This window comes from Lactiplantibacillus sp. 30.2.29 (assembly GCF_018991255.1).
GTDB lineage: Bacteria > Bacillota > Bacilli > Lactobacillales > Lactobacillaceae > Lactiplantibacillus > Lactiplantibacillus pentosus.
In genome coordinates this window covers 220,620-245,086 of sequence record NZ_JAGYGU010000002.1, presented here as the reverse complement: position 1 = coordinate 245,086, position 24,467 = coordinate 220,620, and the positions used below count along the sequence as shown (strand labels likewise).

Here is a 24,467-nt window from a genome sequence, read left to right as displayed (position 1 = left end):
GAACATAATGAAAATAATTACTGATCTCGCATCCGGTTTTATGGGACTTTTTCAGAGTGGTGGTAAGACGTTCGTTGGCTGGATGTCCTCCATCATTCCAGTTGTCCTGTTACTGTTAGTCTTAATGAATGCCATCATTGCCTTCATCGGGGATAAACGAATGGCTAAGTTGGCGAAAGCGTCATCCAAGAATCCAGTGACACGATATTTGATTTTACCATTTGTTTCAGCGTTCATGTTAGGAAATCCAATGGCCCACTCAATGGGACGCTTCTTACCGGAATATTATAAGCCAAGTTGGTATGCAGCAATTGCGCAATTCTGTCATACCAGTAATGGTGTTTTTCCACACATTAATCCCTCAGAATATTTTATTTGGTTAGGAATTGCACAGGGGGTTCAAAAACTAGGCTTAAATACGATGGACTTAGCTGTTCGGTATTTGTTGGTCGGGCTTGTGATGAACTTTATTGGTGGATGGATCACCGACTTTACAACGGCCTATGTTTGTAAACAACAAGGGATTACACTGTCTAAGACTGTCGATTTAGATGGATAAGTGAGGGATAGATGATGAGTAAAGAATATCATAGCATTCGAGTTGTTAAAGGTGCAGGTGGCTGGGGCGGCCCACTTACGATCACACCAACTGCTGACAAAAACAAATTTATTTATGTTACCGGTGGTAATCGACCTGCAATCGTCGATAAAATTGCCAAATTGACTGGGATGGAAGCAGTCGATGGCTTTAAAACGGCGATTCCAGATGAAGAGACTGCACTGGCAATTGTTGATTGTGGTGGAACCTTGCGTTGTGGGATTTATCCTAAAAAAGGAATTCCGACGATCAACGTCTTACCAACTGGGAAAAGTGGCCCATTAGCACAGTTTATGCGTGAAGATAATTATGTTTCGAACGTGGACGTGGATCAAATCACGTTGTTAGGGACCGAAGATGATGTTCCGGTTCAAACCGTGAAATCAGCTGAACCTGTAGCTGCGGATACTGAGTCACAAACAGCAACAGAAGGTATTGATCAATCAAAAACGTTAACGCAACAGGCTCAGAATCCGGGAGTTTTAACTAAAATCGGGATTGGTGCTGGACGAGTGGTTTCGACGTTCAACCAAGCGGCTAAGGATGCGGTGCAGACCGTTATCAACACGATTATCCCGTTCATGGCGTTTGTGGCACTACTAGTTGGGATTATCAACGGTTCAGGCATTGGGAAAGTATTTGCTAAAGTGATGGAGCCGTTAGCCGGTAACGTGTGGGGCCTTATGATTTTAGGACTGATTTGTTCACTGCCATTCTTATCCCCACTATTAGGCCCTGGCGGTGTTATCGGACAAGTGGTCGGCACTTTGATTGGTGTTGAGATTGGAAAAGGTAATATTCCACCACAATATGCCTTGCCCGCATTGTTTGCGATTAATACGCAAAACGGTTGTGACTTTATTCCCGTTGGATTGGGGTTAGCTGAAGCGGATGCAAAGACGGTTGAAGTTGGGGTTCCATCAGTTTTGTATAGTCGGTTTATTAATGGGGTCCCACGGGTGTTTGTTGCTTGGATCGCTAGTTTTGGACTATATACAAAATAGTATAATTTTTTGAGGTGATTATCATGATGACGAAGAATCAAACGATTTTTGAGACACAAGTATTAGAAGTTGGTGCCGAGACACCAGATTTTGAATCGATTGGTATGGCAATTTTATTTGGTAATGAAGCACCGGACGCGTTGCGACCATCTTGCTTTATTATCAATGTCAAGCCCTTGCAAGACACGATTGAACCAGGCATGAGCTTGATAATCGATAATCAGACATATCAGATTACGGCGGTTGGTAATGAGGTCCAAACCAATCTTGGGCGTCTGGGACATACGGCGGTTTGTTTTACAGGTGAAACGACTGCTAAACTGCCAGGCTCATTGTATGTTGAACAAGCAGACTATCCTGATATCAAGGTTGGCAGCCAAATCAAAATTGTGAAGGCTTAAATGATAGCGCTTGCTATGAGCGACCTATCAACTGTGAAAAAGTGCATTAGTTAGAAAAGACTTTGTCGGCAAGGCAGCTGCAAAGTCTTTTATGCTTTTCGTAATCATTGGATAGATCTGCTACTTCGGCATGCTTGACTTGTCATTCGCGCCTCTCAGTGGAAAGACGCGACCTCTAAAAATGGATAATAGTGGCTACAATTAATTTAGGAAACAAAAGCGTTTTTTCTAGTGAGATGAACTTAGAATGTTGTTGCAATACATAAAAATGAGCGTTCACTCATATTTTCATTGACAGCAAGCTTTAGCGGTTTTATACTAAAGTCAATAAATGAGTGAGTGAACACTCACTTTTGAAAGAAGGGGTTTGAGATGACAACGAATTATGTGGTTGCACAACAAGTTAGCAAGAGTTTTGGGCGACAACAAGTTTTGAATCAAATTGACTTAACACTGCCATCCGGGATGATTTACGGCTTGATTGGGCCATCTGGTGCTGGGAAGACAACCTTGATTAAAAGTATTTTAGGCATGGAAGCGGTGGATTCGGGCACCGTGGATGTGATGGGCACGCGGATGCCTAATCGGGCGGTGATGGCGCAAGTTGGTTATATGGCGCAAAGTGATGCGTTGTATGAAACGCTAACTGCCCGTGAGAATCTGAAGTTCTTCGGCCAGTTGATGTCAGTGCCTAAGCAGAAGTTAGTCCAAATGATTGATTATGCAGCGGGATTGGTCGATTTAACAAGTCAATTGGATCAGCGGGTCAGTGGTTATTCTGGTGGGATGAAACGCCGGTTATCATTAGCAATCGCACTGATCCAAGATCCACGATTGTTGATTTTGGATGAACCGACCGTCGGAATCGATCCGGAATTACGGCAACAAATTTGGGCCGAACTGAACAAGTTGAAAGCCACGGGCAAGTCCATGTTGGTGACGACCCACGTGATGGATGAAGCGGAACGGTGCGATTATTTAATGTTGATTCGTGGTGGGATCGCGTTAGCTCAAGGGACGCCCCATGATTTGAAACAACAGTATGATGTGGCCACAATCGAACAAGTCTTTTTGAAAGCGGGGCGGATGCAAGATGCGAACAATGGCAATCGTTAGACGAGTTTTTAAGCAACTGTTACGAGATAAGCGGACGTTAGCCTTAATGTTTTTGGCACCATTACTGATTATGACGCTGATGTATTTCTTATTTCAAAATAATACGACGCAAGTAGCGAGCTTGGGTGTTCATCATGTTGACCAATCCGTGGTTAACGTGATTGATACCAAAAACGTGACGATTCATCATTATGATAGTTCACAAGCACGGAAAATGATTAAGCAGCATGATTTAGATGGCTATTTGACTCAGAAAAATGGTCAATTGACGATTACTTATTCAAATAGCAATCCAACCAACACGTCTTTAATTAAGGCGAGTTTACAATCAGGATTAGTTAAGTTGAAAATGAAGACGCTGGTGACCGTTACTAAGAAACAGCGCGCGGCCCTCGAATCGCAACAAGCCGCTTTGAAGAAGCTGACAGCAGCTCAGACACAAGCAACGGTGACGAAGCTTAAAACTGCCATTGCACAAGCCCAGGCTCGCGGTGACCAGGCAACTGCTGAAAAATTACAAAAGCAACTCAAGCAGGCCACAGCCGCGACGTCTAATTCGACTCAGTCAGCTAAAGCAACAAATTATACGACTAAGTCTCATTATATTTATGGCAGTAGTGATTCGACCTTTTTTGAAAATTTCCTCCCAATCTTTCTGGGGTTCTTCGTCTTCTTCTTTGTTTTCCTGATCTCGGGAATTTCGCTACTGAATGAACGGACCACTGGCACGCTCAGTCGGTTGTTAGCGACGCCGATTCGGCGCAGCGAGATTATTTGTGGCTATTTGATTGGTTACGGCTGTTTTGCCATCATCCAAACGCTAGTGACGGTCCTATTTGCCATCACGGTCTTTAAGATTCATCTAGTGGGGAGCCTGGGATTGGTCTTCCTGACGAATCTGTTGTTGGCGTTGGTTGCATTGACATTGGGTATTTTTATTTCGACGTTTGCCAATTCAGAATTTCAGATGATTCAATTCATTCCGTTGGTGGTGGTCCCTCAGATTTTCTTTGCGGGATTAATTCCTGTTGACGGCATGGCCAACTGGTTACAAGTGATTGCCCACATTATGCCACTGTACTATGGCGCTGATGCGTTAACGGCAGTCGCAACTAAGGGGGCTGGATTTGCAGACATCGGCCTTGATTTGTTAGTATTAGTAGGATTCATGGTTGTTCTGACGATGTTAAATATCGTTGGAATGAAACGTTATCGAAAGGTGTGAGCGCATGGCACGACCACGGATACGAGATTATTTTCAACAAGACTTAGATCAAAATCAGAATATCACACCTAAGCAACGGGCCATCTTACAAGCTAGCCTGGACTTGTTTGCGGAAAAGGGCTTCGACCAGACGAGCACGAGTGACATCGCACAGCGAGCCGGCGTCGCAGAGGGAACGGTCTATCGCCGTTACAAAACGAAGGCGGCGTTGCGTGATGCGGTGTTAGCACCGATTGCAGCTAAGATTGTACCGATCTTGGCGAGTGATTTTTCTGAAGATGAATTGCATCGGCGCTATCCGAGCTTGCAGGCCTTTTTAACGGCAGTCGTCAACGACCGGATGCAGTTTGTCCAAAATAATCTTAAAGAACTAAAAGTGATTTTTGAGATGGCGGCGTTTGATGCGACACGGCGTGAGCGTATTTTAAGTCAGATTGCGCCGCAAATGGTCCAGCAAGTCGGCAGTGTGCTCGACCAACTCAAAGCTGACAAATTGATGGTTGATTGGCCTAACGACTTAATCATTCAAACACTATTGTCCCAGGTGTTTGGCTATATTGCACGGCTGATGATGGGGTTTCCTGGAACGTCTTTTGACCGCGAACGAACTTACTTGATTGCGGTGCTAACGAAAGTATTGACGCCTGGTGAAAACGACCAGTTAGAAATTGACTAGTGTTTTTGTAACCATCAGCAGATAAAAATTTGAACAAGCGTTGGCGTGCGGACTGTGTTCGAGCGCCAACGCTTGTTTTGTGCTGGTTGGGGAGACGGATGTTGGCAAGGTGGGATTGCCAATCGATGATTTTAAACGTAAATAATGGCATGAGCTTGCAAAATCAACAGCCGAGATACCTCAGTTTTCCCATACTGAAGTATCTCGGCTATTTTGAGCAAAAATATAAGCCGCAGTCCGCTAGTCCGAACCCACCGTCAATTGCGTCAACAACTCAGATTGTAAATGGCTGAGGGTCGTCGTCATGTAGACCGGATAACTGTCCGGATTGACCAATCGCTGGGTTGCGCGTGGTAGTTCGGCGAGTCGGGCCTTCATATTTGCTTGAATGGCTTGGACTGACACGGCCGATGTTGTCGTCAGGTCGACGGGTTCAAGCAATGGTCGGGCCTCAAAATTAGTCAGTTGTTGTTCACGCTCGACACTGACTGGGTCACTATTGACGACCGTTAGTTCAGTTTGTTCGACGATTGCTTCCGAAGTTAGGGCAATCAAATCCGCGAAGGCTTGCTGGGTGCCACGATGATAGAGTCGGTAGACTTGTTTTTGACCCGGAATCGTCAGCTTTTCACGACTGGCACTGACCTTGATTTTGGGTGCGATGTTGCCATCCAGCTCGGTTGCGGCGAGTTTGTAAACACCGCTGAGCACGGGTGATGAGGCGCTAGTAATCAGTTTTTCACCGATACCAAAATTATCGATTGGCGCACCTTCGTGTCGTAATGACGTCAGAATCGCTTCATCGAGGGCGTTAGAAATGGTGATTTTAGCGTCTGGAAAGCCCGCTTCATCTAATTGGGTACGAGCAGCCTGAGAGAGTCTGGTAACATCACCAGAGTCGATTCGAATACCGACGGGTTCATGGCCCGCGGCACGGAGCTCTTTAAAGACGGTGATGGCGTTTGGGAGTCCGGAATTTAAGACATCGTAAGTATCGACGAGTAGCGCGCTATTATCTGGATAACGGTTGGCCCATTGCCGAAAAGCGGTCAATTCATCAGGAAAGGCTTCAATCCAACTATGTGCCATCGTACCGGCTACTGGAATGCCGAATTGTTTGGCAGCCAGAACGTTGGATGTACTACTGGCGCCACCAATCACAGCCGCGCGTGTGCCATAAATGGCACTATCGGGACCTTGTGCACGGCGGGCGCCGAATTCCATAATCGGTCGTCCGGCTGCCGCTTCGCTCAAACGACGGGCCTTGGTCGCAATCAGGGATTGGTGATTGACAATGTTGAGCAGTAAGGTCTCTAATAACTGGGCTTGATACAGTGGGCCGGTCACGGTGAGCAGTGGTTCGCGTGGAAAGACGGGTGTGCCTTCAGGTAACGCCTGTAGTTCGCAAGTAAGTTTGAAATTTGCTAATTCCGTTAAGAATTGCTCATCCCACAGGCCTAATTGGCGGAAGTAGGCCAAGTCATCATCAGAAAATTGTCCATTTTGAAGTGCCTCTATCACTTGCTGTAAGCCGGCAGCAATCACAAAACTACCGTTATCAGGCACCCGACGATAAAAGAGGTCGAAGGTGGCGTTGGTGGTTGGCAAATCGTGATAAAATCCATTGGCCATCGAAAACTCGTATAAGTCAGTTAATAAAGATAAATTGCGCATTATGCATCGATCCCGTTGTTTGAATTTAGGTGTCTTGACACCTATGTGAAGTGAACCTAGTTTAGCATAGTTTGTTAATTGATGAAAGCTATTCTGCAAGTTTTCTGTTAGAATAAGCCTATCGAACTAGTGAGAAGGGTGAGTCATGACAGGAGCAGAACGGCGAGAACAAATTCGCGCAAAATTATCACAAGCACAGTCCCCAATCAGTGCCACGACGTTAGCAAAACAATTCGCAGTTAGTCGGCAGACAATCGTCGGGGATATTTCATTGTTACGGGCTCATGGTGCGGCAATTGCGGCCACCTTACAGGGTTACCAGTTAGAAGCAACCAATCAGCCCACTGCCGTCCTTGTTTGTCGTCATTTTCCTAACGAGGCGACCAAAGAAATGGCACTGATTATTGAAGCCGGTGGCATTATTAAAGACGTCGAAGTGGAACATCCGTTGTATGGCCGCTTACGGGGTGAATTAGAGATTCGTGAAATTGGCGACATTAATTTATTTATGGGGCGACTCAAACAACTACAGGGGCATTTACTGTCTGAATTGACGGATGGTGTGCACAGCCATACGGTTGCTTATCAGACCCCGGAACAGTTAGCGGCCATCAAAAAGGCGTTGCGTGACGCGGGCTATTTATATGAAAATTAATGTCAAGACAAGGTCAATATTACATTGATAATTAAGCTGCGGTGCTCAATTTATTTTTGCAAATAAGTCTGCCATTATTCAACTGGTTCTGACTCATGACAAAAGCCACCCTGGAAATTCAATTTTGAATTTCCAGGGTGGCTTTTTCGTATCCGCTAAGTGGCGTCGTAACTAAGCTAAATCGCCGTTGAGAAACTGAGCTTGACCATCGCCAAAGGACCAATCTTCATAGCTATTCGTCGTAATATTAATCATCACATCTGCTGGCGCAATCCCAAGTTGCTGGTGTAAGTCGTGAACCAGAAGTTGGTAAAACTGCTGCTTATCTTCCACCTTGCGCGGGCTAGAAGTGAGACTGAACATTAAGAAAGCCGAGGTTCGTTCAAAACCCAGGCCGACGTCTTCAATAATCATTTCATCTGGGTCATGTTGCGTGACGATTTGATAACGGTCACGGGGCCGTAAGTGAAGCGCGGTACTAGCTGCGTGGTAAGCAATATCTAAGATTTGTTTGATTTCAGACTGTGAGCGTCCGCGAATCATATCAATGCGCATTAAGGGCATGGTGGGACCTCCTAAAAGTTGATACATCAAGTATACTGCTGATTGGATCGCTGGCGTAGTATCAAAGTGCGATTGGAACAATCTTGAATCACGATATCTGAACTGGGAACAGCGCAAGGCACGACTCAAATTGAGGATGATTGGTCAGTGCGAATCGCCTGATGCAATGGCTTTAGGAGTAGTAACGTGTACCCAATCAACAACAAGCTATTGACGATGAGTACCAGTCCGCCGTGGTGGGTGTTTTGGAAAATAATGGTGAATAATAGCGTCCCAATTGGCATAATCGAGCTATTGACGGTTGTCATGGTTGCCACGACTCGACCCAAGAGCTGGGTAGGGACCGTTTGCTGTAAATAAACTTGAAAGGTGATGTTTAAAATCACGAGTGCCAAAGCTAGGATGCCCATGATGAGACTACCAATAATGGCATAGTTGGCTGCTGATTGTGACGTGCTGAATAGTAATCCTAGTAGACCGATTTGGATATCGATGACTAACACTGGCATCATTAACTTCCAAAAGAGTCGTTTTTGATTACCCGTTGGAAATATGCTCAGCATCAAGCTGCCGAGTAGCATTCCAATGGCACTACCAGTCTCGAGAACACCCACGGGGCCGTTACTGGTATGCAGTTGGGCTTTGAGAATATAGGGTGTGCCAATCGTGACAGCAGTATAAAAGAAGTTCAGGATAACGCTGAGCAGAATCGTGAGTTTAATCATGGTTCGCGATTGCATGTAGGTAATGCCTAAACGAAAGCTTTTCAGTTGATCATGGTGTGATTGCGGTGCGATTTGTTGATTGCGTGGCTGATAGTGGAAATGCATCGTCAACATCACCCCGAAAGCTGCAATCGTTGCGATAATTTCCAAGCCAATAAATCCTGTAAAGCCAACGAAACTATACAGGCCGACGCCCAGTGCCGGTGAAAGAATTGAAGATAAAGAAATGGCGCTTTGTGTCAGTGAGCTCAGCCGCTGAACACTGTGGCGGTTCACAAGTTCGTGGATGGCAGCTGAGTAACACGTATCGTTGAGATTGGTCGAGATGGCGTCGACAATTAAGAATAAGACAATTGGAATTAATTTGTTGTTTCCGATAAAAAAATTAATGCTGATGGCAAATAAAAACAGTGCTGTGATGCGCGCCAACAAGCTCCCCGTCAGCACCGCTTTATGTGGGTAGGTATCTACCAAGTTACCGATGGGCACTAGACAGAGTAGACCAATGACGGGGGTGATCAGCATGTTGAGGCCGAAGCTGATTGCAGAGTGGGTCTCGTCAAGTAACATCAGTCCGAGGCCAAAGGAAAACATCTTACCACTCAAGGAGCTGATGAAATTACTGATAAAGGCTTTGATAATTTGGGCGTTAGATTGGCGATTACTAATCATTGGCACTGATTCGGGACTAGGATTAGACATAGGGACTTCCTTTCAGCCTATTGCGACAATTGCAGACCAGCAAGTTATAGTTTTAATCTAATTCTAATGTTTTTAATCTGATTGTCAATTCTAGTCCTAAAGCGTCGTCCAACCAAAACAATCCGCAACAGTCAGAATACGAACTTCCGACTGTTGCGGATTGTGAATAAAGCTTATTGGATACCGTTTAGTTCAGTCTCACCTTGATGTGGTCATACGCTCCAGCAACAAACTAAGCAACGATGGCCGAGTTTCGCGCCACCAGCTCAGAACAGCTACCTAAAAGTAATCGATCAAGGCAGGTCGCGTCTTAACTAAGCTCGCGTCCAACCGGTCGATGGCGTTCAGGTCGCCCGTCAGTTGGCCATGCAGATAAACCCGTCGCAGTGATTGCGACCCGAACAAGGCGGTGGTGAGTTGTTGAATTGAGAGTTTAATGTCAGCAGTTCCGGTCAGGTCAGTGCTGACGCGATTGAGCGTCACTTGGCCGTTTGCCCGTTGTAGTTCCCAGATGCCTTGATTAGCGGGCAACGTGGTGTCAGTTACGGCAAGGCGAATCGAGGATATGTCGGCGGTAAACGGATAGCGTTTGATGAAGTCATATAAATCAACGATCCGCGCCATCATGTAAGGCTTGATCGTGACCTGCAAGGTATACGGGTCAGCCAACAAGTCGAGGCCGTTCGTCGCACTGGGATCGTCATAACTAAACGTTTCAAAAGTCGTACCGTGTTTCGTGATAAAGTCGGCGAGTCGCTCGAAAGCGGTGGGGGTACTCGTCGACCACTCCTGAATAGCAAAATTAGTGGCTTGGCGTTCGTAAATCAGATAGCCTTCAATGTCGGCGTCGGCATTCCGGTAAATCGCGACTGACCAATCATGCTTCAAGGTCAGATAGTGTTGCCACCAAGTTGGACGAATCAAGCCCCCGCGCTGATTTTGCGCTTGAGCCGCGTAAAAATCATTAATTAAGGCGAGGCCGTCATTGCCGTAGCGTGTAATCGTACCGGTCCAATCGGTTGGTTTGATACGTGGTAGGTCACGTGCGGCCATGACTTGGTGGGCCTGGTCGAAGACGTGCTCGTAGCCAAATCGGCGATAGTAGCCGTATGCGAACGGCGCCAAGTAGGACAGGGTAACGTGCTCAGCTGCCATTTCGTTTAACGCAGCGGTCAATAACTGGCCTGCGCCACCTTGCCCGGCGTATTCGGGGGCACTCATAACGTCGCCGATGCCATTCATCTTGTAGGTCACGCCATGAAAATTAACGGCGAGGGGCAAGCTGTATAAGCCGCTGACCAATTGTCCGTGGTCGTGACGGCCATAAATCCAGCCATGTTGATAACGATCCATGAAGAAGCACCGCCGTTGTGGTGAATCTTGATTGTTAAACGCATATTGATAAAGCTGGTAGAACGCTTCCCGGTCGGCATCACTTGTTAAACGGTAGTCAGTTGTCATTTGAGCACCTCCATCAAAGTTTACGATAGGTTCAATGTTGACTATTCAGCTGCAACAAATTTGAAGTCCGCCCATGGTTGGAGCAACTTCAAACAAGGTAAATCACTCGCAACGACGTGACCAACCACGTTGATACGGCCGGTATTTTCGAGGTCGCGACGGGCAATCTGTAATTCACCCTTGTATTGACCGAATTCATCGTTGTCGATCAAGACGTCGCCGGCGTGGATGGCGTCCAAATGGTGAGCGGGGAAGTCTTCATCTTTGTAAATCACACGCGTTTGTGAAGACCGAATCACGTAATCCGAGAAATCACCACGATACGTTTGTGGTTGCGCAAAGAGCACTTTTTCTTCGACCGCTGATAAGTCGCTGACCGTATCGACGTGTAATAGTGGGTAAGGGCTGAAGAAGACTTCAGCTGCTGCTTTTAATTCGGCTTCGCTAGCGTAGGCGTTCCCAATCAAAACGTCGTCAATTAAGCCGGTCATCTTCAAATGTTGAACTTGAGCGGCAATTGGTAAGCCACGGTGGTCTTCAAGTGTGCACAGCCCATCTTGCATCGGCCATGGCCCATACGTGGCGGCATTCGATGAAACGAAGGCGGCGGTGTTCAGACCGTATTGCCGGTATTGTTCAGAAGTCTGAACAAAGTAATCGTAACCGAGGCCAGTATATTGTTGTGGATAGAAGTTGTGTGACCCCAATAAGTTATCTTTGGCTGGGGAGTAGTCCATAATCGTATCGACATAGTGCGTCCCTTTAGACATGTTCACTTCAATCTTGATGCCATATTCATTATGCGTCATCCGGGCTTCTTCTTGACCCGTAAAGCCGAGGTCGAGTCGGACGCCCCAAGCACCTAAGTCATGGAAGAATGAGAGGTCATCATAGGAGACACCGAGTTGTTTGAACAAGTCGGGATTGACGTCGACCATCACTTGCAAGCCCAGTTGGTTCGCATATGAAATCACTTTTTTGAAGTTCGCAACGACCGCGGCTTGATCCCCTTTGATTTCAAGCAGCGAGGTGAAGACCCGCTGATAACCGTATTTGGCTGCCAAGTCCAGGTATGCGGCATCCTTTTCAAAAGTTGAACGTTCGGGATAAACCGAAACACCGAGTTTACTCATTTAAAATTCCTCCAAGTATTAATTAATTTCTGTATTCGTTTACATTATCGCACAAATAATTGGTCTGTACCAGCAAAACAGACAATTTGTTGGTACCAATTTTTGCCTGTCACTTGTTGCGGGATTATGATACGATTTGGGTATTAATAATTGGAGGCAACATGATGACATTTGAAGCAATTTTACCAGAGTTAAAAGCGGGTAAACGGGCAGTACGGACAGGCTGGGAAGGCACGGAATTATTTGTTGAATTGCAAGCGACGACGACCTTTAAAGGCGATCCGTTGAATCCCTACTTTTTGATTAAAACGGCGGATGAAGCCTATAGTATGTGGTCACCAACGGATTGTGATATTTTAGCCACTGACTGGCAATTGGTTGACTAATGCAATTTGAAGAATACGTGGGGCAAACGGTCCTGGTGACGGGTGCGGCATCTGGCATCGGTCTCGCACAGGCCCAAAGTTTTCTAGCGCAGGGCGCACGGGTGATTGCGATTGACCGCCAACCCCAACCCGCAGCTTTAGCAACGACGACAGCCTTGCATTACCAAGTCGCTGACGTGACGGACGCTGACGGTTTGACGGCGGCGATTGCTGCGGGAATTCAAGCCTTGGGCACACCATCAATCGTTTGCAACACCGCCGGCAAGTTGGATGGTTATCAACCAACACTCGCGACGGATTTAGCAACCTGGCAAGAAATCATTGCCACCGACTTGACCAGTCAGTTCATTGTGACTAACGCAGTGTTACCGGAGATGTTGGCAAAGCACCACGGTGTCTTTGTGAACATGGCCTCGATTGCTGGTTTGGTTGGTGGTGGCGGTGGGGCGGCTTACACCGCTGCGAAACACGCCGTGATTGGCTACACCAAACAGCTCGATTTAGATTATGCGAGTCAGGGAATCCGGGCCAATTGTTTGGCACCAGGCGCCATTGATACCCCGATGAACGCCGCTGATTTTGCTGGTGATGGCAAGATGGCGAAGTGGGTGGCGGATGAGACCCCTGCCAAACGGTGGGCCCAGCCGCAAGAAGTTGCGGACTTAACGTTATTTTTAGCGAGTGCCCACGCCGATTATATTCATGGCACCGTCGTTCCGATTGACGGCGGGTGGCTCGCAAAGTAGGGGGTGAACGCGATGGCTTGTATTTTTTGTCAGCCGCAACCGTATGTCTTAGAAAATGAATTAGCGGCGGCCTTTTATGACCTGCATCCGGTGAGCCCGGGACACCTATTGATCATCCCTAAGGCGCACTACGCGACGTATTTTGATGTTCCTGAAACGACACGGACGGCGATGTTAACGTTACTCGACCAAGCGAAAGTCATGCTCGATGAAGCACGGCATCCGGATGGCTATAATATTGGCATCAATGTCGATGCGGCTGCTGGACAAACGGTGATGCACTGCCATATTCATTTGATTCCACGCTACCACGGTGACGTGCCGAATCCAGCTGGGGGCATTCGCAAGATGCTGCCTCACGAGGCGCAGTAACATTAAAACGCTGATTGGATTTTAGTCAGTGGTGCGGTCTAGATTTATCACGAATTAGGAAGTTACCAAATTAAGAAGTTTCCACTTAAGAAGTCAAACAAAGGAGCCACAACAAATGGCAGATATATTTGAAAAGGTCGGTCGGCCCGGCAAAGTCTTGTCGACGACACCAGTCTATCATGGGCCAATTTTTGATTTGGTCAAACAGACGATTGAAACGCCGGATGGCTTGGAAGTCAAACGTGACTTGATTCAACACGGAAATGCCGTGACGATTTTGGCGATTACGGCGGATGACCAGGTCGTGTTAGGCTCAGAATACCGGGTTGGCCGCAACGCGGAGACGATTAGCTTGCCGGCTGGATTAATCAATCCGGGCGAAGATCCTTTAACGGCGGCGAAACGTGAGCTGCAGGAAGAGACGGGCTACGTGGCCCATGACCCGCAAGTGATGACCGAAATCAGTTCTTCAGAAGGCTTCACCAATGAGACGGTCAGTCTGATTTTGACCCACATCGACCCGAATGAACGGGCAGAACGGCATTTTGACGCGGATGAGTACGTCAACACGCAGCTCGTGCCACTGGACAAGGTCATTGATTTACTTCGGCAAGGTCAGATTCACTCGGCTCAAGGCATCTGTGCCTTGACTTGGTACTTGAACTTTATCCGTAAATAGGAGTGTGAACGCGCATGAACTTAGATGAAAAATTTGCTTATATGTCGACTGGCCAACCGTATCGGGATACCGATGATGAGCTGACGGCCATCCGCGACCAAGCGACCTTGACCACGAATGCGGTCAATGCGACGGCCGACTTAGCAACCAAAGAAACACTGCTGCGCCAACTGGTCGGTTCAGCTGGCAAACGACCCTTCGTCAATCCTAATTTTCGGGTGGAGTTTGGGCGCAACATTCATTTAGGCGATGACTTCTACGCCAACTATGACTGTGTCATGCTGGATGGCGCACCGATTACGATTTGCGACCACGTCTTGTTGGGACCTAAAGTCGGGTTGTACACTAGTAACCATCTATTTGATGCGACCGAGCGGGTCAATGGCGGCTGCATCGCAAAGCCAATCACGATTGGCAATGATTGTTGGTTAGCCGCCAACGTGACTGTTTTACCAGGGGTCACGATTGGCGACCATACGATTATCGGTGGCGGTAGTGTGGTCACCCACGATATTCCAGCGAATGTGATTGCGGCCGGTAATCCGTGTCAGGTGATTCGTCCGATTACGGCCGCTGACAAGACCGGTTATGCTGGGAAACAATTTAAATTATCATGATGAAGTCAAAAACAGCCACATTCTTAGGCATGTTCAATGCAGAGAATGTGGCTATTTTTATACAGCTATGACCATCAAATCAAGGCTTGACCTTGATTCCAATCAGAGCAGCGGCCAAATAAGCGGCTTGTGAAGAATTGACGATCATACCGCGGGCTGCGGCAGCGTCAAGTTCGAGACGCTCAAACTTGCAAGTGCTCAGGTCAATATTTTTGAGGGCGGTATCGTTGAAGGCAACTTGGTCCAGGTCGCATTCGTTAAATTTGACGCTCGCCAACCGATTGTTCATAAAGCTGGTACCGTTCAGGCGACAGTTCGTGAAGGTCACGGTTTTGAACCGCATATCGCATAACATGGCTAAGTCGAGTTGACAGTGGTCGAAGGTGACATTATTGAGTGCAGCCTCGTTTAAATCGATGCCGACCAGCTTGCAATCCTTGAACTGAACACGCAGCCAGCTCGCTTTTTCAAACTGACCATTAGAAAAGTCGCAGTTGGTAAAGATGGAATCAGTCAGGTCAAGCCGTTCAAAGCGGCTCGCCGTAAACCGAACTTTTTCAAAACTAACGTGGTCCAGCATTGGGTGCTCGATGCGCTGTTGGCTAACATCTTCTTCACTGACTTGAATATTGCTCAAGCTACGGTCCTCATCTTGTAACAGGTCAAAAAAGGAGCCACGCGTTAAGTCTGCTGGAATAATGCGGGGAGCTTGCATAAAGGACACCTCATTCGTTTGATTTTAGGTATTTTCGCTAAAAAAGAAGCCTGCAAGAGGCTCCTTTTGCGTGTTATTTAAAGTAGTTCTCGAGAAAGACAGCGACCCCGTCTTCGTCATTCGACAACGTGTCAAAATCAGTCGCAGCTTTGACCGCTGGAATTGCATTTGCCATCGCCACGCCGACTTTGGCAGCGGTTAGCATCCCTAAGTCATTTTCTTCATCACCAAAAGCCATGAGATTATCATAGTTTTCATCAAAGTGACCAAGGAGCTGTTTCAACCCACTGGCTTTATCAGTATGTGGTGGCAGAAATTCCAACAACGTTCGCCGCGAAGGGACCACGTGGAAGAAGTCGGTGATTTGACTTGGCAATTGGGCTTGGACGGTTTTGGCATCCTTACCAGCGCTAACGACTTTGCCGAATAAATCATCATCGGGCAGGTCCGCAAAAGTAACGTTTTGAAACGGCATCAGGCCCTTCAAGAAGTCTTCGTACGGTGATTTACCGAGGTCGGTGATGGAATAGACTTGCTTTAAATCGATCACGTCCAAGTAGAAATGGTCGCGTTGGGCTTGTTCAAACAGCGGTTGTAGGTCCTTCTTAGTAACGCTCGTCCGTGCCAACACATCGCCGGTCGTATTCTGTTGCACGAGCCCACCATTAAAAGTGATGGCGTAGTCGCTCGGTTGTGTCAGTTCGAGTTGGGCCAAGTAGGGCTGAATCGCCTTAATTGGCCGGCCAGTACACAGTACGATGCGTTTGCCAGCCGTGTGGAGTTGTTTCAGGACGGCTTCGGTGCGTGGCGAGATCGTCTTGTCAGAAGTGAGCAACGTGTTATCTAAGTCTAAAGCAATTGTCGTAATCATTCTAGTCACACTTTCTAATTGAGATTTAAAATTGATTCGATTGTCGCACCCATTTTATCGACGGCAGCGACCCGATTATGACGAACGGGTGCCGTACGTAACGCGGTGACCGTTGGTGGAATCGGCGTTTGAATCAGGTCATGCAGTTGGTCGACTGCAGTCAGGCCATCGACCGTCGTAGATTCCCCCGTAATCGCGGTCAAAACGGCCTGCGGGAACTTGTACGGACTGGCCGTTGAAACGACTACCATTGGCCGCTGATCCTTAGTCGCATTGCGATACTGCTTGGCAACTGCGGAAGCGACGGCCGTATGTGGGTCAATCGTATAGTGATGGGCGTGATTTAAGTGTTGAATTTCGTCCTGATCCTGATTTTCAGTCACGAAGCCCGCCCAGAAGTCAGCTAAATTGGCGCGCATTTCCGGCGTAATCGTATAGCTACCCTTAGTTTGTAAGTCTTGCATGAGTTGGGCCGTTGCCAGTGGATCCTCACCTGTCAGATAGAAAATCAAGCGTTCCAGATTACTGGAAACCAGGATGTCCATTGAAGGCGAACTCGTCAAATAAAACTCACGATTTTTATCATAAGTCCCGGTGTTGAAAAAGTCTGTCAGGACATTATTACGGTTTGAGGCACACACTAATTTATGAATTGGCGTGCCCAATTGTTTGGCATAGTAGCCAGCTAAGATGTCCCCAAAATTCCCAGTCGGTACACTGAAATTGACGGCATCGCCATTTTTGATGTGACCCTGATGAATCAATTGGGCGTAAGTGTAGACGTAGTACGCCACTTGCGGGAAGAGCCGGCCGATGTTGATCGAATTCGCACTAGAGAATTGATACTGGTGGTCGGCTAAACGTTGGCGCAATTGCGGGTCGTTCAGTAACTGTTTGACCGTCGTTTGCGCTTCATCAAAATTACCGTTGATGGCAACAACGTTCGTATTGTCACCAGTTTGGGTAATCATTTGCTGCTTCTGAATCGCGCTGACCCCGTCCTTAGGGTAGAAGACGATGATCTTCGTCTGGTCGACATCCGCAAAACCAGCCATGGCCGCTTTACCGGTATCCCCAGAAGTCGCTGCTAAAATAACGATTTCGGATTCCAAGTGGTTCTTTTTGACGGCAGTTGTCATTAAATGCGGTAAAATCTGCAGTGCCAGGTCCTTGAAGGCAATCGTTGGTCCATGAAACAATTCAAGGTAATACTGGTTGCCGTGCTTCGTGACCGGCGCGATGGCGGGGGCATCAAATTGATTGCCGTACGCAGCATCGATGCAGGCGTGCAGTTCTTCAGCGGTATAGTCGGTGAAAAAGAGCTTTAGGACCTCGTAAGCCACTTCTTGATAACTCATATTGGCAAGTTGCTCGAAGTCAAAGTCGGCGGTCGGAAGGGTGACCGGAACGAACAAACCACCATCTGGCGTGAGGCCTTGCAAGACGGCCTGTGATGACGTCATAGTGTGGCTTGCAGTTTCCCGGGTACTGCGATAAAGTGTGTTCATAGATAACGTCCTTTCAACTGATTTTGACTAAATCATACACTAAAAATACGACGAACGGGGACGTTTTCACCAAAATCATCAGGATAATTTTAGTGAATTGGTTACAAAATCAGACGTGTTGTGCTGGTTAACTTGTCATGAATTATGATTGAAACGTGCTAAGTTGGATTGCTGTTCGTCGGCGGAGGCGCGTCCTATTCCGACCTCCGGGGCTGGCTGACAACGCTGGAACAGGGCGGACATCGATTTGAACTCACGCAGAAGTTCACTGCGCAATTTCAAATACGAGTCTTCTTCTAGCCCGGGAACCCCACCCGGACAAGAAGAATTTCGCCCTTGAGCATTGTCAGCCAGCCCCTCCAGTCGGGAACCCGCTCGAATGGCGGATGAACGGCCACCTATCTAGGTGCAATTGACCGCTGGATATTAGGTGACCGGCCCTTCATTCATACTTATAATCGGTATCGTTGATGCTTTAAGGCAGTTGAATTCTGTGAAGATTACTTAAATATAAGTCACTTAACTTAACGATATTAGTTTCAATGGCAACTGGTGTTGAACTTAGTCGACAAAATACCTTCGTTTAGAATTCAAGACTTGGTTATCTCAGACGACTAGAGAAGATACTGGTAAATTCAGTAAAACCGCTTGTCGGAAGTCTTTAGCGCTGGTAAAAAGTTTAGTTATTGTTAGAGCCAGTCTAACTGTTGAATATCAAAATTTCCATGTATCAAGGAACCAACGACTAATTCGACAAAAAGTTGATTTCGCACATGTCTGCCTTTCGAATACTATCCCCGGCTGGAAGGCGTTTCTGACAATGCTCAGCGATGAAATTCCACTTAGCAAGCGTCTTTGGCTTGGTTAGTGGAAGACCAGCATTTAAGACGTGGGTTGTCGGCTTAAATCTGTGTCCATCGCGTTCCAGCGTTGTCAGAAATGCCTGGAAGCCGGAATAGGACGCAGCCACAACAGAAAATTTACGCTAGCTCGCACTGTTTCCAGCGGGTCCCAGCTGGCAGCACTTGAACTTGTAAAATAGCACGTTTTAATCATCATTAATGCTAAAGAATAACCAACACAACGCGTAAAATAATGTAAACGATTACAGAAAAGGAGATTTATTCAATATGCAACTAGCTGGAATTAGTCATCGTCCTGAAAGCGAAGATACCGCGGTACTGGCGGACCATCAGTTACAGGTCCGGATTCAAACGGCGCGTGATGACATCGCTCAGGTCGAACTTTTATTTGCGGATTCCTATTTATGGCAGGAAGGGACCACCGACTTGCAGCGGATGGCCTTAGCGCCTGGATTGGCAACGCAGAGTAATCAATATTGGCAAGCCACATTGACCGTTCCGACAAACCGGGTCGTGTATGCCTTCCTATTAACGGATACGGCCGGTCGGACAATCGGTTACGGGGAGGGCGGCTTTTTTGCGGATGATCCCACCAATTGGCAGACGGTCGCCAATTATTTCCACATGCCTTATTTACATGTGAGCGACGCGGAATTACCGCCTGCCTGGGTCAAGGATACTGTCTGGTACCAAATCTTTCCAGAACGCTTCGCGAATGGTGATGCTCACAATGATCCCGCTGGCGTTCAACCCTGGGGCGCGGGGACGGTCAAACGGGACTCGTTTTACGGTGGCGACTTAGCCGGCATTACTGAACACTTGGATGATTTAGCGGCACTGGGTGTCAATGGCCTCTATTTATGCCCGATTTTTGCCTCACCGTCAAATCATAAGTACGATACGATCGACCACTTTGAAATCGACCCGCATTTTGGGACGAAGGCCGACTTTCAAGCACTGGTCGACGGGGCCCACGACCGCGGTATGCGTGTGATGCTAGACGCCGTGTTCAATCATTTTGGCGAACAATCACCACAGTGGCAAGATGTCATCAAACACGGGCAACAGTCGCGCTTTGCTGACTGGTTCCATATTCATGGCTGGCCAGTGGGACGTGATCCGCAGACCCACCAATTGAATTATGAAACGTTTGCAACGGGTGCTGCTATGCCAAAGGTGAACACCCAAAATCCGGCCGTTCAGGCTTATCTAATTGATGTGACCAAGTACTGGGTCGAACAGTTTGGCATCGATGCTTGGCGCTTTGATGTCGCGGATGAGGTCGACCATGGCTTTTGGCGTCAGCTGTGTGGGGCCTTACGGGCAGTCAAACCTGATATTTATCTCTTGGGCGAATCGTGGCACAGCAGTCAAGCGTTGGTCGGCAACGGTCAATTCAATGCGGTGATGAACTATCCGTTGACCCAGCCAATTTTGGCGCTATTTAATGGTAAGTTGAGCTTGGCAGACTATGTTGGCAAGACTAATCTGGAGCTGATGATGTATCGCCAACCCAACCAGCAAGCAATGTTCAACGCACTGGATACGCATGATACGCCGCGGTTGCTGACGACGTTACATGATGATCTCACGAAGTTTAAATCCGCATTGGCACTACTGATGTTATTGCCTGGGAGTCCCTGTGTCTATTATGGGACCGAAGTAGCAATGGCTGGTGGTGCTGATCCGGACAATCGGCGGTGCATGAACTGGCATCCGGATGACCAAGCGCAACAAGTTCGTGAGTTTGTGACCGCACTGATCAAGTTCCGGCGGCAACAGGCGGATTTTTTAGCAACTAGTACGTTAATCTGGTCGATTGAAGACCAGTGCTTGACGTTGACCCGCACGGACGCTGAACAAACGATTACCGGCCACTTTAATCTGGGCACAACGGCCGTGGCCGCAACCACGACGCCTGCATCACTAATGGCGGCGGGCGTCGTTGGTGGTCAGTTGACGGCAGGCGGATTTGAGCTGACTTTGGCCTAAGGTTTGGACTGAGTCGGTTGATCAAAAAACGAGTTGAAAATGGTTTTGCAGGCTGAATTAAGGGCCTCAAGACCATTTTTTTTGCCTTCAACGAGGATAGTTAAGGCTTGGCGGGTGACTGCACTTTAAGACGTAATGGCGAAGCAGATGGTGCCTAATGTTGGGGTGTCACGCCCTTTGGTCAAGTTGACTAAAATTATCTGGTCAGTAGCATGAGCGGTTAAAGGCTGATTAGCACATTTTTGCACAAACCGGTCACTGAAGGGTACGTCTTGCTGATGAGCGCAAAATCGTGTTGAACCAGAGCGGGGTGGGGGTAAAAGTTGGCAATAAAAAACGCCTAGAATGACTTCTAGACGTGACCTGAGTTAACCTTTATTTGGCAGCTTCAGGCTTGATACCGCGGCCTTGAATGAACTCGATGACAATCAAGACCACGTAGCAGATTAAGACGATGCCTAACAGATTAGTCGTCTTAACGGTGCTGGATAACCAGTAATATTGCCAGTCTTGATTATTAAAGACCCACCAAACTAACAGCCCGGCTAAGGCACCTAAGGTATTCATAATTGCAATAAAGAAAATGTTGCCGTTTTGTTTTTGGCTTGCCCAGTAAGCGGAGAGGATGGCCATCCAGACACCCCAGACGATCAGACCAACCACAACGACCCAATAAATCAGTGATGCGATCATGCGTACGCCTTCTTTCTACAAGTTAATAACTTTATTTTACCATGAATCCGTTAACATTGGCACCGTTTCCAGTGATTATTTTCACAATCTACTCTGTGAAGATTAGGGGTGAATTTGTTGGATTACTTGTTATTTGGGAGCGGATTATTTACAATTAGAACATAATAATGTAATTGAGAAAGGGTTGGCAATCAATGACTTCTGCATGGAATTGGATTGGAATCATTGCTTGGATCATCGTGTTGGCGTTAGTTGTGTGGGTCTTTCACCATATTCGCGTCCGGCGCATCAAAATGATCGTAGAGCGTAAGCACACATTTGAATGGGGAAATCTTCTTATTACCGCTGTCGAATTAATCGTCAGTCTAGGATTGCTAGTTGGGATGGGCTACGTGACGTTCAGTAATCAAGTCAACCTCACCGATTCAAAGGATGTCAAAGTTTCATATTCGGTCGAACCACTCGTGTTGCGTGTCGGGACAAACGGCTCGTATTACGTCACGGTTGACCGTGGCACGACCAAGAAGCCGGTTCATATTTACAATTACTGGGTCGATGGCGCCAAGTACACCGTTTCTAGCAATAAAGCAACGGTCGTGACGAATCTGTCACAGGTTAAGGTGGCCGATGCGGGGATTCCGTGGTCGCAGAAGCAATTGGCCAAAGAAGACCGGAAGCATGAAAAAGCCTATGCCATGAAATTGACGGCGACCTATCAACCGTCGTTCTGGAACGGTCTCGGCATGCACGTTGGCCATCAAGCCATGACGCGCTGGTTGATTCGAGTCCCTGCACAGTCGTTCATCAATACCGCGGATGTGCAAACTAATTAATAATCTGATTGAGAAAATGAATCGAACCTTGTGCTTTTTGGTAGCCAAGATTCGATTTTTTTCATACACTTATTAAAAGTTGTTAAATATTCACAACACCACGCTTTTTTTTGGATTCTTATCATAAATGTAGGGTAAAATGAAATTGTTATATTTTTATAGACTAATTAATTTATCTGCTTAATCATATGACTGAGAGAAGGAAAAATTTGATGATTAACGAACCAACAAGTAGTCCACTATTTGTTTGCGGTATCATTGGTGATTCAACGGCCATGGTTCTTAACAAATGCCTAACCGGACCGTTTAAAAATCGTTATGACCTGGTAACGGCGCCAGTGACGACGCGGGCCACATTGAGTGAGTCCGTTAGTCAAATCGCACAATTACAAACTGGATTAAAAACCATTATTTCCAAGCAATTGGGGACCATCCAATTGACGATTCCAGCACTCGCAGCATTAGAACTACCAACAAGCTTGATTAATATTTATTATTTACTAGAACCCGTGGGTGGGCAATTATTGACCAAACGGCCCGCTTATACCGAGGCTGTCTCGGACGGTGCAGTTCGCGTTCCCTTAACAGAATTGACTTGGGCGAATAGTTCGCCGCGGGTCATGCAAGCCAAGCGCTTTTTGCAAACGGGGGCGTTCCCAACTGCTGAACAGCGCTTGGATGGATACGAAGTTGCGAGTGAACCGCAGTTTGAAATCGTCGGTTGACATTTCAGTGGCGACGTTGTAATTTAGTACCAATGTAAAAATGAAATGTTGATGAGAAGAGTAGCCGGTCATGGATGTTCAGCGAGTCAAAGAAGTGGTGAGATTTGACGATCAATGGCTGGTGAAGATGAACTCGGAGTTGGCTAACGGTTGACGCTGTTAGTCCGGATTGACCACCGATAGCCTGGTTGAACGTGACGATTAAGTTGCGCGAGTGACAGGCAGCTGTAATGTAGGTGGTACCGCGGAGTATAAACTTCGTCCTTAGAAGATAAACTAAGGGCGAAGTTTTTTTGATGCATTTTGATGAAAGAAGGACGATGGAATGGATAAGACAGCATTTATTAAGCAATATGCAACGACTCGGCAACATACGGATTCACTCAAATGGGACGCGCTACAAACGCGTTATGGGGATGCGGATCTGTTACCAATGTGGGTCGCAGATATGGAGTTCAAGGTACCCGAAGCAGTCACGCAGGCCTTACAGGAACGAGTCGCGCACGGTGTCTATGGGTACTCGATTACTCCAGATTCATATTATCAAGCCTTGATTGACTGGCAGAAGACCCGCCATGGCGTGACGCTCAAACGGGACTGGATCCGTTTCGGCAGTGGGGTCGTTAATTCACTGTATGCACTGGTCAATATCTTGACACAACCGGGTGATGGCGTCCTGATTTTGACGCCGGTCTACTATCCATTCTTCAACGCTGTCCGGGATAATCATCGTCAACTCGTCACGTCTGAATTACGCAATGACCAGGGCCATTACACGATTGATTTTGACGATGTGGAACGCAAAATCAAAGCCAATGAGGTCCGCTTGTTTATTCAGTGCTCACCGCATAATCCGGTCGGCCGCATCTGGACGGAAGCGGAACAGACACGCTTGTTAGCGTTATGCGAACAATACCATGTCCTCGTCATTTCTGATGAGATTCATCAGGACTTAGAAATTGACCGGGCAGCCCATCCGTTCCAGTCGGCACTGTCCGTTGCGGATGGGCGCTTCAATGACCGGCTAATCGTGGTCAACGCGCCATCAAAGACGTTCAATATTGCGGCACTGTTAAACTCGCACATCATTATTCCAAATTCTGAGTTACGGCAGCGCTACGATGATCAGATTGGCCGTTTCAGTCAGACAGAAATTAGTGTGTTGGGGCAGGTCGCCGGTAAAGCCGCCTACCAGTCTGGCGCCGAGTGGCTAGACCAAGTGTTGGCCATCATCCGCGATAACTATCATTATTTGCAAACGACTTTTGCCGCTCAGGCGCCGAAGTTGGTATTGTCGGAGTTGCAAGGCACCTATCTGACGTGGCTGGATTTACGAGCTTATGTCCAGCCAGAAAATGCTAAAGCCTTTATTCAAGATCGATGTCATATCGCAGTTGATTTTGGGGAATGGTTCAGCCCAGCTGATAAAGGCTTTGTGCGGCTCAATCTGGCCACTGACCCTAAGAACGTTCAGGAAGCGGCCAAACGGATTGTTGCTTGTTTAGCTTAAAGCTTATCAAAAAATTCCGACAC

Annotated in this window: 25 protein-coding genes; 16 read left to right on the top strand and 9 right to left on the bottom strand. The window is 47.3% G+C overall.

From position 1 onward, the window contains the following. Positions 1–7: 7 nt before the first annotated feature. The 6 genes from KGF65_RS02480 to KGF65_RS02455 all read left to right on the top strand — a co-directional run bounded on the left by KGF65_RS02480 (position 8) and on the right by KGF65_RS02455 (position 5,020). Positions 8–559 (top strand): PTS glucitol/sorbitol transporter subunit IIC, encoded by a 552-nt coding sequence (locus tag KGF65_RS02480; RefSeq protein ID WP_050339744.1) that lies wholly within the window; start codon positions 8–10, stop codon positions 557–559. A gap of 14 nt (positions 560–573) precedes the next feature. After that, positions 574–1,602 (top strand): PTS glucitol/sorbitol transporter subunit IIB, encoded by a 1,029-nt coding sequence (locus KGF65_RS02475; protein ID WP_050339742.1) that lies wholly within the window; start codon positions 574–576, stop codon positions 1,600–1,602. Positions 1,603–1,625: 23 nt separating this feature from the next. Further along, positions 1,626–2,003: a PTS glucitol/sorbitol transporter subunit IIA gene (locus KGF65_RS02470; RefSeq protein WP_216747969.1), complete on the top strand. Its 378-nt coding sequence runs from the start codon at positions 1,626–1,628 to the stop codon at positions 2,001–2,003. Positions 2,004–2,375: 372 nt separating this feature from the next. Continuing rightward, positions 2,376–3,119: an ABC transporter ATP-binding protein gene (locus tag KGF65_RS02465; RefSeq protein ID WP_101873022.1), complete on the top strand. Its 744-nt coding sequence runs from the start codon at positions 2,376–2,378 to the stop codon at positions 3,117–3,119. Then, positions 3,097–4,344, top strand: coding sequence for an ABC transporter permease (locus KGF65_RS02460; RefSeq protein WP_105923831.1), 1,248 nt, complete (start codon positions 3,097–3,099; stop codon positions 4,342–4,344). The genes KGF65_RS02465 and KGF65_RS02460 overlap by 23 nt, the downstream gene beginning before the upstream one ends. Before the next feature lie 4 nt (positions 4,345–4,348). Beyond that, positions 4,349–5,020 (top strand): TetR/AcrR family transcriptional regulator, encoded by a 672-nt coding sequence (locus tag KGF65_RS02455; protein WP_101873024.1) that lies wholly within the window; start codon positions 4,349–4,351, stop codon positions 5,018–5,020. A gap of 240 nt (positions 5,021–5,260) precedes the next feature. Here KGF65_RS02455 and KGF65_RS02450 read toward each other — a convergent pair whose 3' ends face one another. Continuing rightward, positions 5,261–6,697, bottom strand: a complete 1,437-nt coding sequence (locus KGF65_RS02450; RefSeq protein ID WP_216747979.1) for a nicotinate phosphoribosyltransferase — start codon at positions 6,695–6,697, stop codon at positions 5,261–5,263. 142 nt (positions 6,698–6,839) lie between these two features. On the opposite strand from KGF65_RS02450, the gene KGF65_RS02445 reads away from it, so the two are divergent. Next, a complete protein-coding gene (locus KGF65_RS02445) occupies positions 6,840–7,349 on the top strand; it encodes a transcription repressor NadR (RefSeq protein WP_101873026.1) in 510 nt (169 codons plus the stop codon). Positions 7,350–7,520: 171 nt separating this feature from the next. On the opposite strand, the gene KGF65_RS02440 is transcribed toward KGF65_RS02445, so the two are convergent. From KGF65_RS02440 to KGF65_RS02425, 4 genes are all read right to left on the bottom strand, one after another. Continuing rightward, positions 7,521–7,913, bottom strand: a complete 393-nt coding sequence (locus KGF65_RS02440; protein ID WP_050339733.1) for a tautomerase family protein — start codon at positions 7,911–7,913, stop codon at positions 7,521–7,523. A gap of 125 nt (positions 7,914–8,038) precedes the next feature. Continuing rightward, positions 8,039–9,340 (bottom strand): MFS transporter, encoded by a 1,302-nt coding sequence (locus tag KGF65_RS02435; protein ID WP_105923832.1) that lies wholly within the window; start codon positions 9,338–9,340, stop codon positions 8,039–8,041. Positions 9,341–9,619: 279 nt separating this feature from the next. Beyond that, a complete protein-coding gene (locus KGF65_RS02430; protein ID WP_216747968.1) occupies positions 9,620–10,801 on the bottom strand; it encodes an enhanced intracellular survival protein Eis in 1,182 nt (393 codons plus the stop codon). A gap of 41 nt (positions 10,802–10,842) precedes the next feature. Then, a complete protein-coding gene (locus tag KGF65_RS02425) occupies positions 10,843–11,934 on the bottom strand; it encodes a DUF871 domain-containing protein (RefSeq protein ID WP_101873030.1) in 1,092 nt (363 codons plus the stop codon). 164 nt (positions 11,935–12,098) lie between these two features. Between KGF65_RS02425 and KGF65_RS02420 the strand changes: the two genes are divergently transcribed. The 5 genes from KGF65_RS02420 to KGF65_RS02400 all read left to right on the top strand — a co-directional run bounded on the left by KGF65_RS02420 (position 12,099) and on the right by KGF65_RS02400 (position 14,734). After that, positions 12,099–12,320: a DUF2829 domain-containing protein gene (locus tag KGF65_RS02420; RefSeq protein WP_003639475.1), complete on the top strand. Its 222-nt coding sequence runs from the start codon at positions 12,099–12,101 to the stop codon at positions 12,318–12,320. Continuing rightward, entirely contained in the window at positions 12,320–13,066 is a 747-nt protein-coding gene (locus KGF65_RS02415) for a 3-oxoacyl-ACP reductase (RefSeq protein WP_101873032.1), read from the top strand. The genes KGF65_RS02420 and KGF65_RS02415 overlap by 1 nt, the downstream gene beginning before the upstream one ends. Positions 13,067–13,078: 12 nt before the next feature. After that, the gene (locus tag KGF65_RS02410) at positions 13,079–13,438 is read left to right on the top strand and encodes an HIT family protein (RefSeq protein WP_101873033.1); all 360 of its coding nucleotides are present in this window, start codon (positions 13,079–13,081) and stop codon (positions 13,436–13,438) included. A 115-nt stretch (positions 13,439–13,553) separates the two neighbouring features. After that, the gene (locus tag KGF65_RS02405; protein ID WP_050339727.1) at positions 13,554–14,117 is read left to right on the top strand and encodes an NUDIX hydrolase; all 564 of its coding nucleotides are present in this window, start codon (positions 13,554–13,556) and stop codon (positions 14,115–14,117) included. 14 nt (positions 14,118–14,131) lie between these two features. Continuing rightward, the gene (locus KGF65_RS02400) at positions 14,132–14,734 is read left to right on the top strand and encodes a sugar O-acetyltransferase (protein WP_216747967.1); all 603 of its coding nucleotides are present in this window, start codon (positions 14,132–14,134) and stop codon (positions 14,732–14,734) included. Positions 14,735–14,813: 79 nt separating this feature from the next. On the opposite strand, the gene KGF65_RS02395 is transcribed toward KGF65_RS02400, so the two are convergent. The 3 genes from KGF65_RS02395 to thrC form a co-directional block, all read right to left on the bottom strand. Continuing rightward, positions 14,814–15,449 (bottom strand): pentapeptide repeat-containing protein, encoded by a 636-nt coding sequence (locus KGF65_RS02395; protein ID WP_101873035.1) that lies wholly within the window; start codon positions 15,447–15,449, stop codon positions 14,814–14,816. 73 nt (positions 15,450–15,522) lie between these two features. Further along, positions 15,523–16,320, bottom strand: a complete 798-nt coding sequence (locus KGF65_RS02390) for a Cof-type HAD-IIB family hydrolase (protein WP_050339722.1) — start codon at positions 16,318–16,320, stop codon at positions 15,523–15,525. Positions 16,321–16,334: 14 nt separating this feature from the next. Further along, positions 16,335–17,828 carry a threonine synthase gene (gene thrC / locus KGF65_RS02385; protein WP_105923836.1) on the bottom strand — a complete coding sequence of 498 codons (1,494 nt, stop codon included), beginning with the start codon at positions 17,826–17,828 and terminating at the stop codon, positions 16,335–16,337. A 1,130-nt stretch (positions 17,829–18,958) separates the two neighbouring features. On the opposite strand from thrC, the gene KGF65_RS02380 reads away from it, so the two are divergent. After that, positions 18,959–20,683: a glycoside hydrolase family 13 protein gene (locus tag KGF65_RS02380; RefSeq protein WP_101873037.1), complete on the top strand. Its 1,725-nt coding sequence runs from the start codon at positions 18,959–18,961 to the stop codon at positions 20,681–20,683. 375 nt (positions 20,684–21,058) lie between these two features. On the opposite strand, the gene KGF65_RS02375 is transcribed toward KGF65_RS02380, so the two are convergent. Beyond that, positions 21,059–21,376 carry a hypothetical protein gene (locus KGF65_RS02375; RefSeq protein WP_003639467.1) on the bottom strand — a complete coding sequence of 106 codons (318 nt, stop codon included), beginning with the start codon at positions 21,374–21,376 and terminating at the stop codon, positions 21,059–21,061. 194 nt (positions 21,377–21,570) lie between these two features. Between KGF65_RS02375 and KGF65_RS02370 the strand changes: the two genes are divergently transcribed. From KGF65_RS02370 to KGF65_RS02360, 3 genes are all read left to right on the top strand, one after another. Then, the gene (locus tag KGF65_RS02370) at positions 21,571–22,209 is read left to right on the top strand and encodes an LVIS_2131 family protein (protein WP_003639466.1); all 639 of its coding nucleotides are present in this window, start codon (positions 21,571–21,573) and stop codon (positions 22,207–22,209) included. A 212-nt stretch (positions 22,210–22,421) separates the two neighbouring features. Continuing rightward, the gene (locus KGF65_RS02365) at positions 22,422–22,934 is read left to right on the top strand and encodes a hypothetical protein (protein ID WP_050339716.1); all 513 of its coding nucleotides are present in this window, start codon (positions 22,422–22,424) and stop codon (positions 22,932–22,934) included. 325 nt (positions 22,935–23,259) lie between these two features. After that, on the top strand, positions 23,260–24,444 hold the full coding sequence (locus KGF65_RS02360) for a MalY/PatB family protein (protein WP_088770882.1): 1,185 nt from the start codon (positions 23,260–23,262) through the stop codon (positions 24,442–24,444). Positions 24,445–24,467: the final 23 nt, after the last annotated feature.

Coding starts and splice junctions, on each gene's coding strand:
- KGF65_RS02480 (WP_050339744.1), top strand. CDS start 8: ATGAAAATAATTACTGATCTCGCATCCGGTTTTATGGGACTTTTTCAG.
- KGF65_RS02475 (WP_050339742.1), top strand. CDS start 574: ATGAGTAAAGAATATCATAGCATTCGAGTTGTTAAAGGTGCAGGTGGC.
- KGF65_RS02470 (WP_216747969.1), top strand. CDS start 1,626: ATGATGACGAAGAATCAAACGATTTTTGAGACACAAGTATTAGAAGTT.
- KGF65_RS02465 (WP_101873022.1), top strand. CDS start 2,376: ATGACAACGAATTATGTGGTTGCACAACAAGTTAGCAAGAGTTTTGGG.
- KGF65_RS02460 (WP_105923831.1), top strand. CDS start 3,097: ATGCGAACAATGGCAATCGTTAGACGAGTTTTTAAGCAACTGTTACGA.
- KGF65_RS02455 (WP_101873024.1), top strand. CDS start 4,349: ATGGCACGACCACGGATACGAGATTATTTTCAACAAGACTTAGATCAA.
- KGF65_RS02445 (WP_101873026.1), top strand. CDS start 6,840: ATGACAGGAGCAGAACGGCGAGAACAAATTCGCGCAAAATTATCACAA.
- KGF65_RS02440 (WP_050339733.1), bottom strand. CDS start 7,913: ATGCCCTTAATGCGCATTGATATGATTCGCGGACGCTCACAGTCTGAA.
- KGF65_RS02435 (WP_105923832.1), bottom strand. CDS start 9,340: ATGTCTAATCCTAGTCCCGAATCAGTGCCAATGATTAGTAATCGCCAA.
- KGF65_RS02430 (WP_216747968.1), bottom strand. CDS start 10,801: ATGACAACTGACTACCGTTTAACAAGTGATGCCGACCGGGAAGCGTTC.
- KGF65_RS02425 (WP_101873030.1), bottom strand. CDS start 11,934: ATGAGTAAACTCGGTGTTTCGGTTTATCCCGAACGTTCAACTTTTGAA.
- KGF65_RS02420 (WP_003639475.1), top strand. CDS start 12,099: ATGACATTTGAAGCAATTTTACCAGAGTTAAAAGCGGGTAAACGGGCA.
- KGF65_RS02415 (WP_101873032.1), top strand. CDS start 12,320: ATGCAATTTGAAGAATACGTGGGGCAAACGGTCCTGGTGACGGGTGCG.
- KGF65_RS02410 (WP_101873033.1), top strand. CDS start 13,079: ATGGCTTGTATTTTTTGTCAGCCGCAACCGTATGTCTTAGAAAATGAA.
- KGF65_RS02405 (WP_050339727.1), top strand. CDS start 13,554: ATGGCAGATATATTTGAAAAGGTCGGTCGGCCCGGCAAAGTCTTGTCG.
- KGF65_RS02400 (WP_216747967.1), top strand. CDS start 14,132: ATGAACTTAGATGAAAAATTTGCTTATATGTCGACTGGCCAACCGTAT.
- KGF65_RS02395 (WP_101873035.1), bottom strand. CDS start 15,449: ATGCAAGCTCCCCGCATTATTCCAGCAGACTTAACGCGTGGCTCCTTT.
- KGF65_RS02390 (WP_050339722.1), bottom strand. CDS start 16,320: ATGATTACGACAATTGCTTTAGACTTAGATAACACGTTGCTCACTTCT.
- thrC (WP_105923836.1), bottom strand. CDS start 17,828: ATGAACACACTTTATCGCAGTACCCGGGAAACTGCAAGCCACACTATG.
- KGF65_RS02380 (WP_101873037.1), top strand. CDS start 18,959: ATGCAACTAGCTGGAATTAGTCATCGTCCTGAAAGCGAAGATACCGCG.
- KGF65_RS02375 (WP_003639467.1), bottom strand. CDS start 21,376: ATGATCGCATCACTGATTTATTGGGTCGTTGTGGTTGGTCTGATCGTC.
- KGF65_RS02370 (WP_003639466.1), top strand. CDS start 21,571: ATGACTTCTGCATGGAATTGGATTGGAATCATTGCTTGGATCATCGTG.
- KGF65_RS02365 (WP_050339716.1), top strand. CDS start 22,422: ATGATTAACGAACCAACAAGTAGTCCACTATTTGTTTGCGGTATCATT.
- KGF65_RS02360 (WP_088770882.1), top strand. CDS start 23,260: ATGGATAAGACAGCATTTATTAAGCAATATGCAACGACTCGGCAACAT.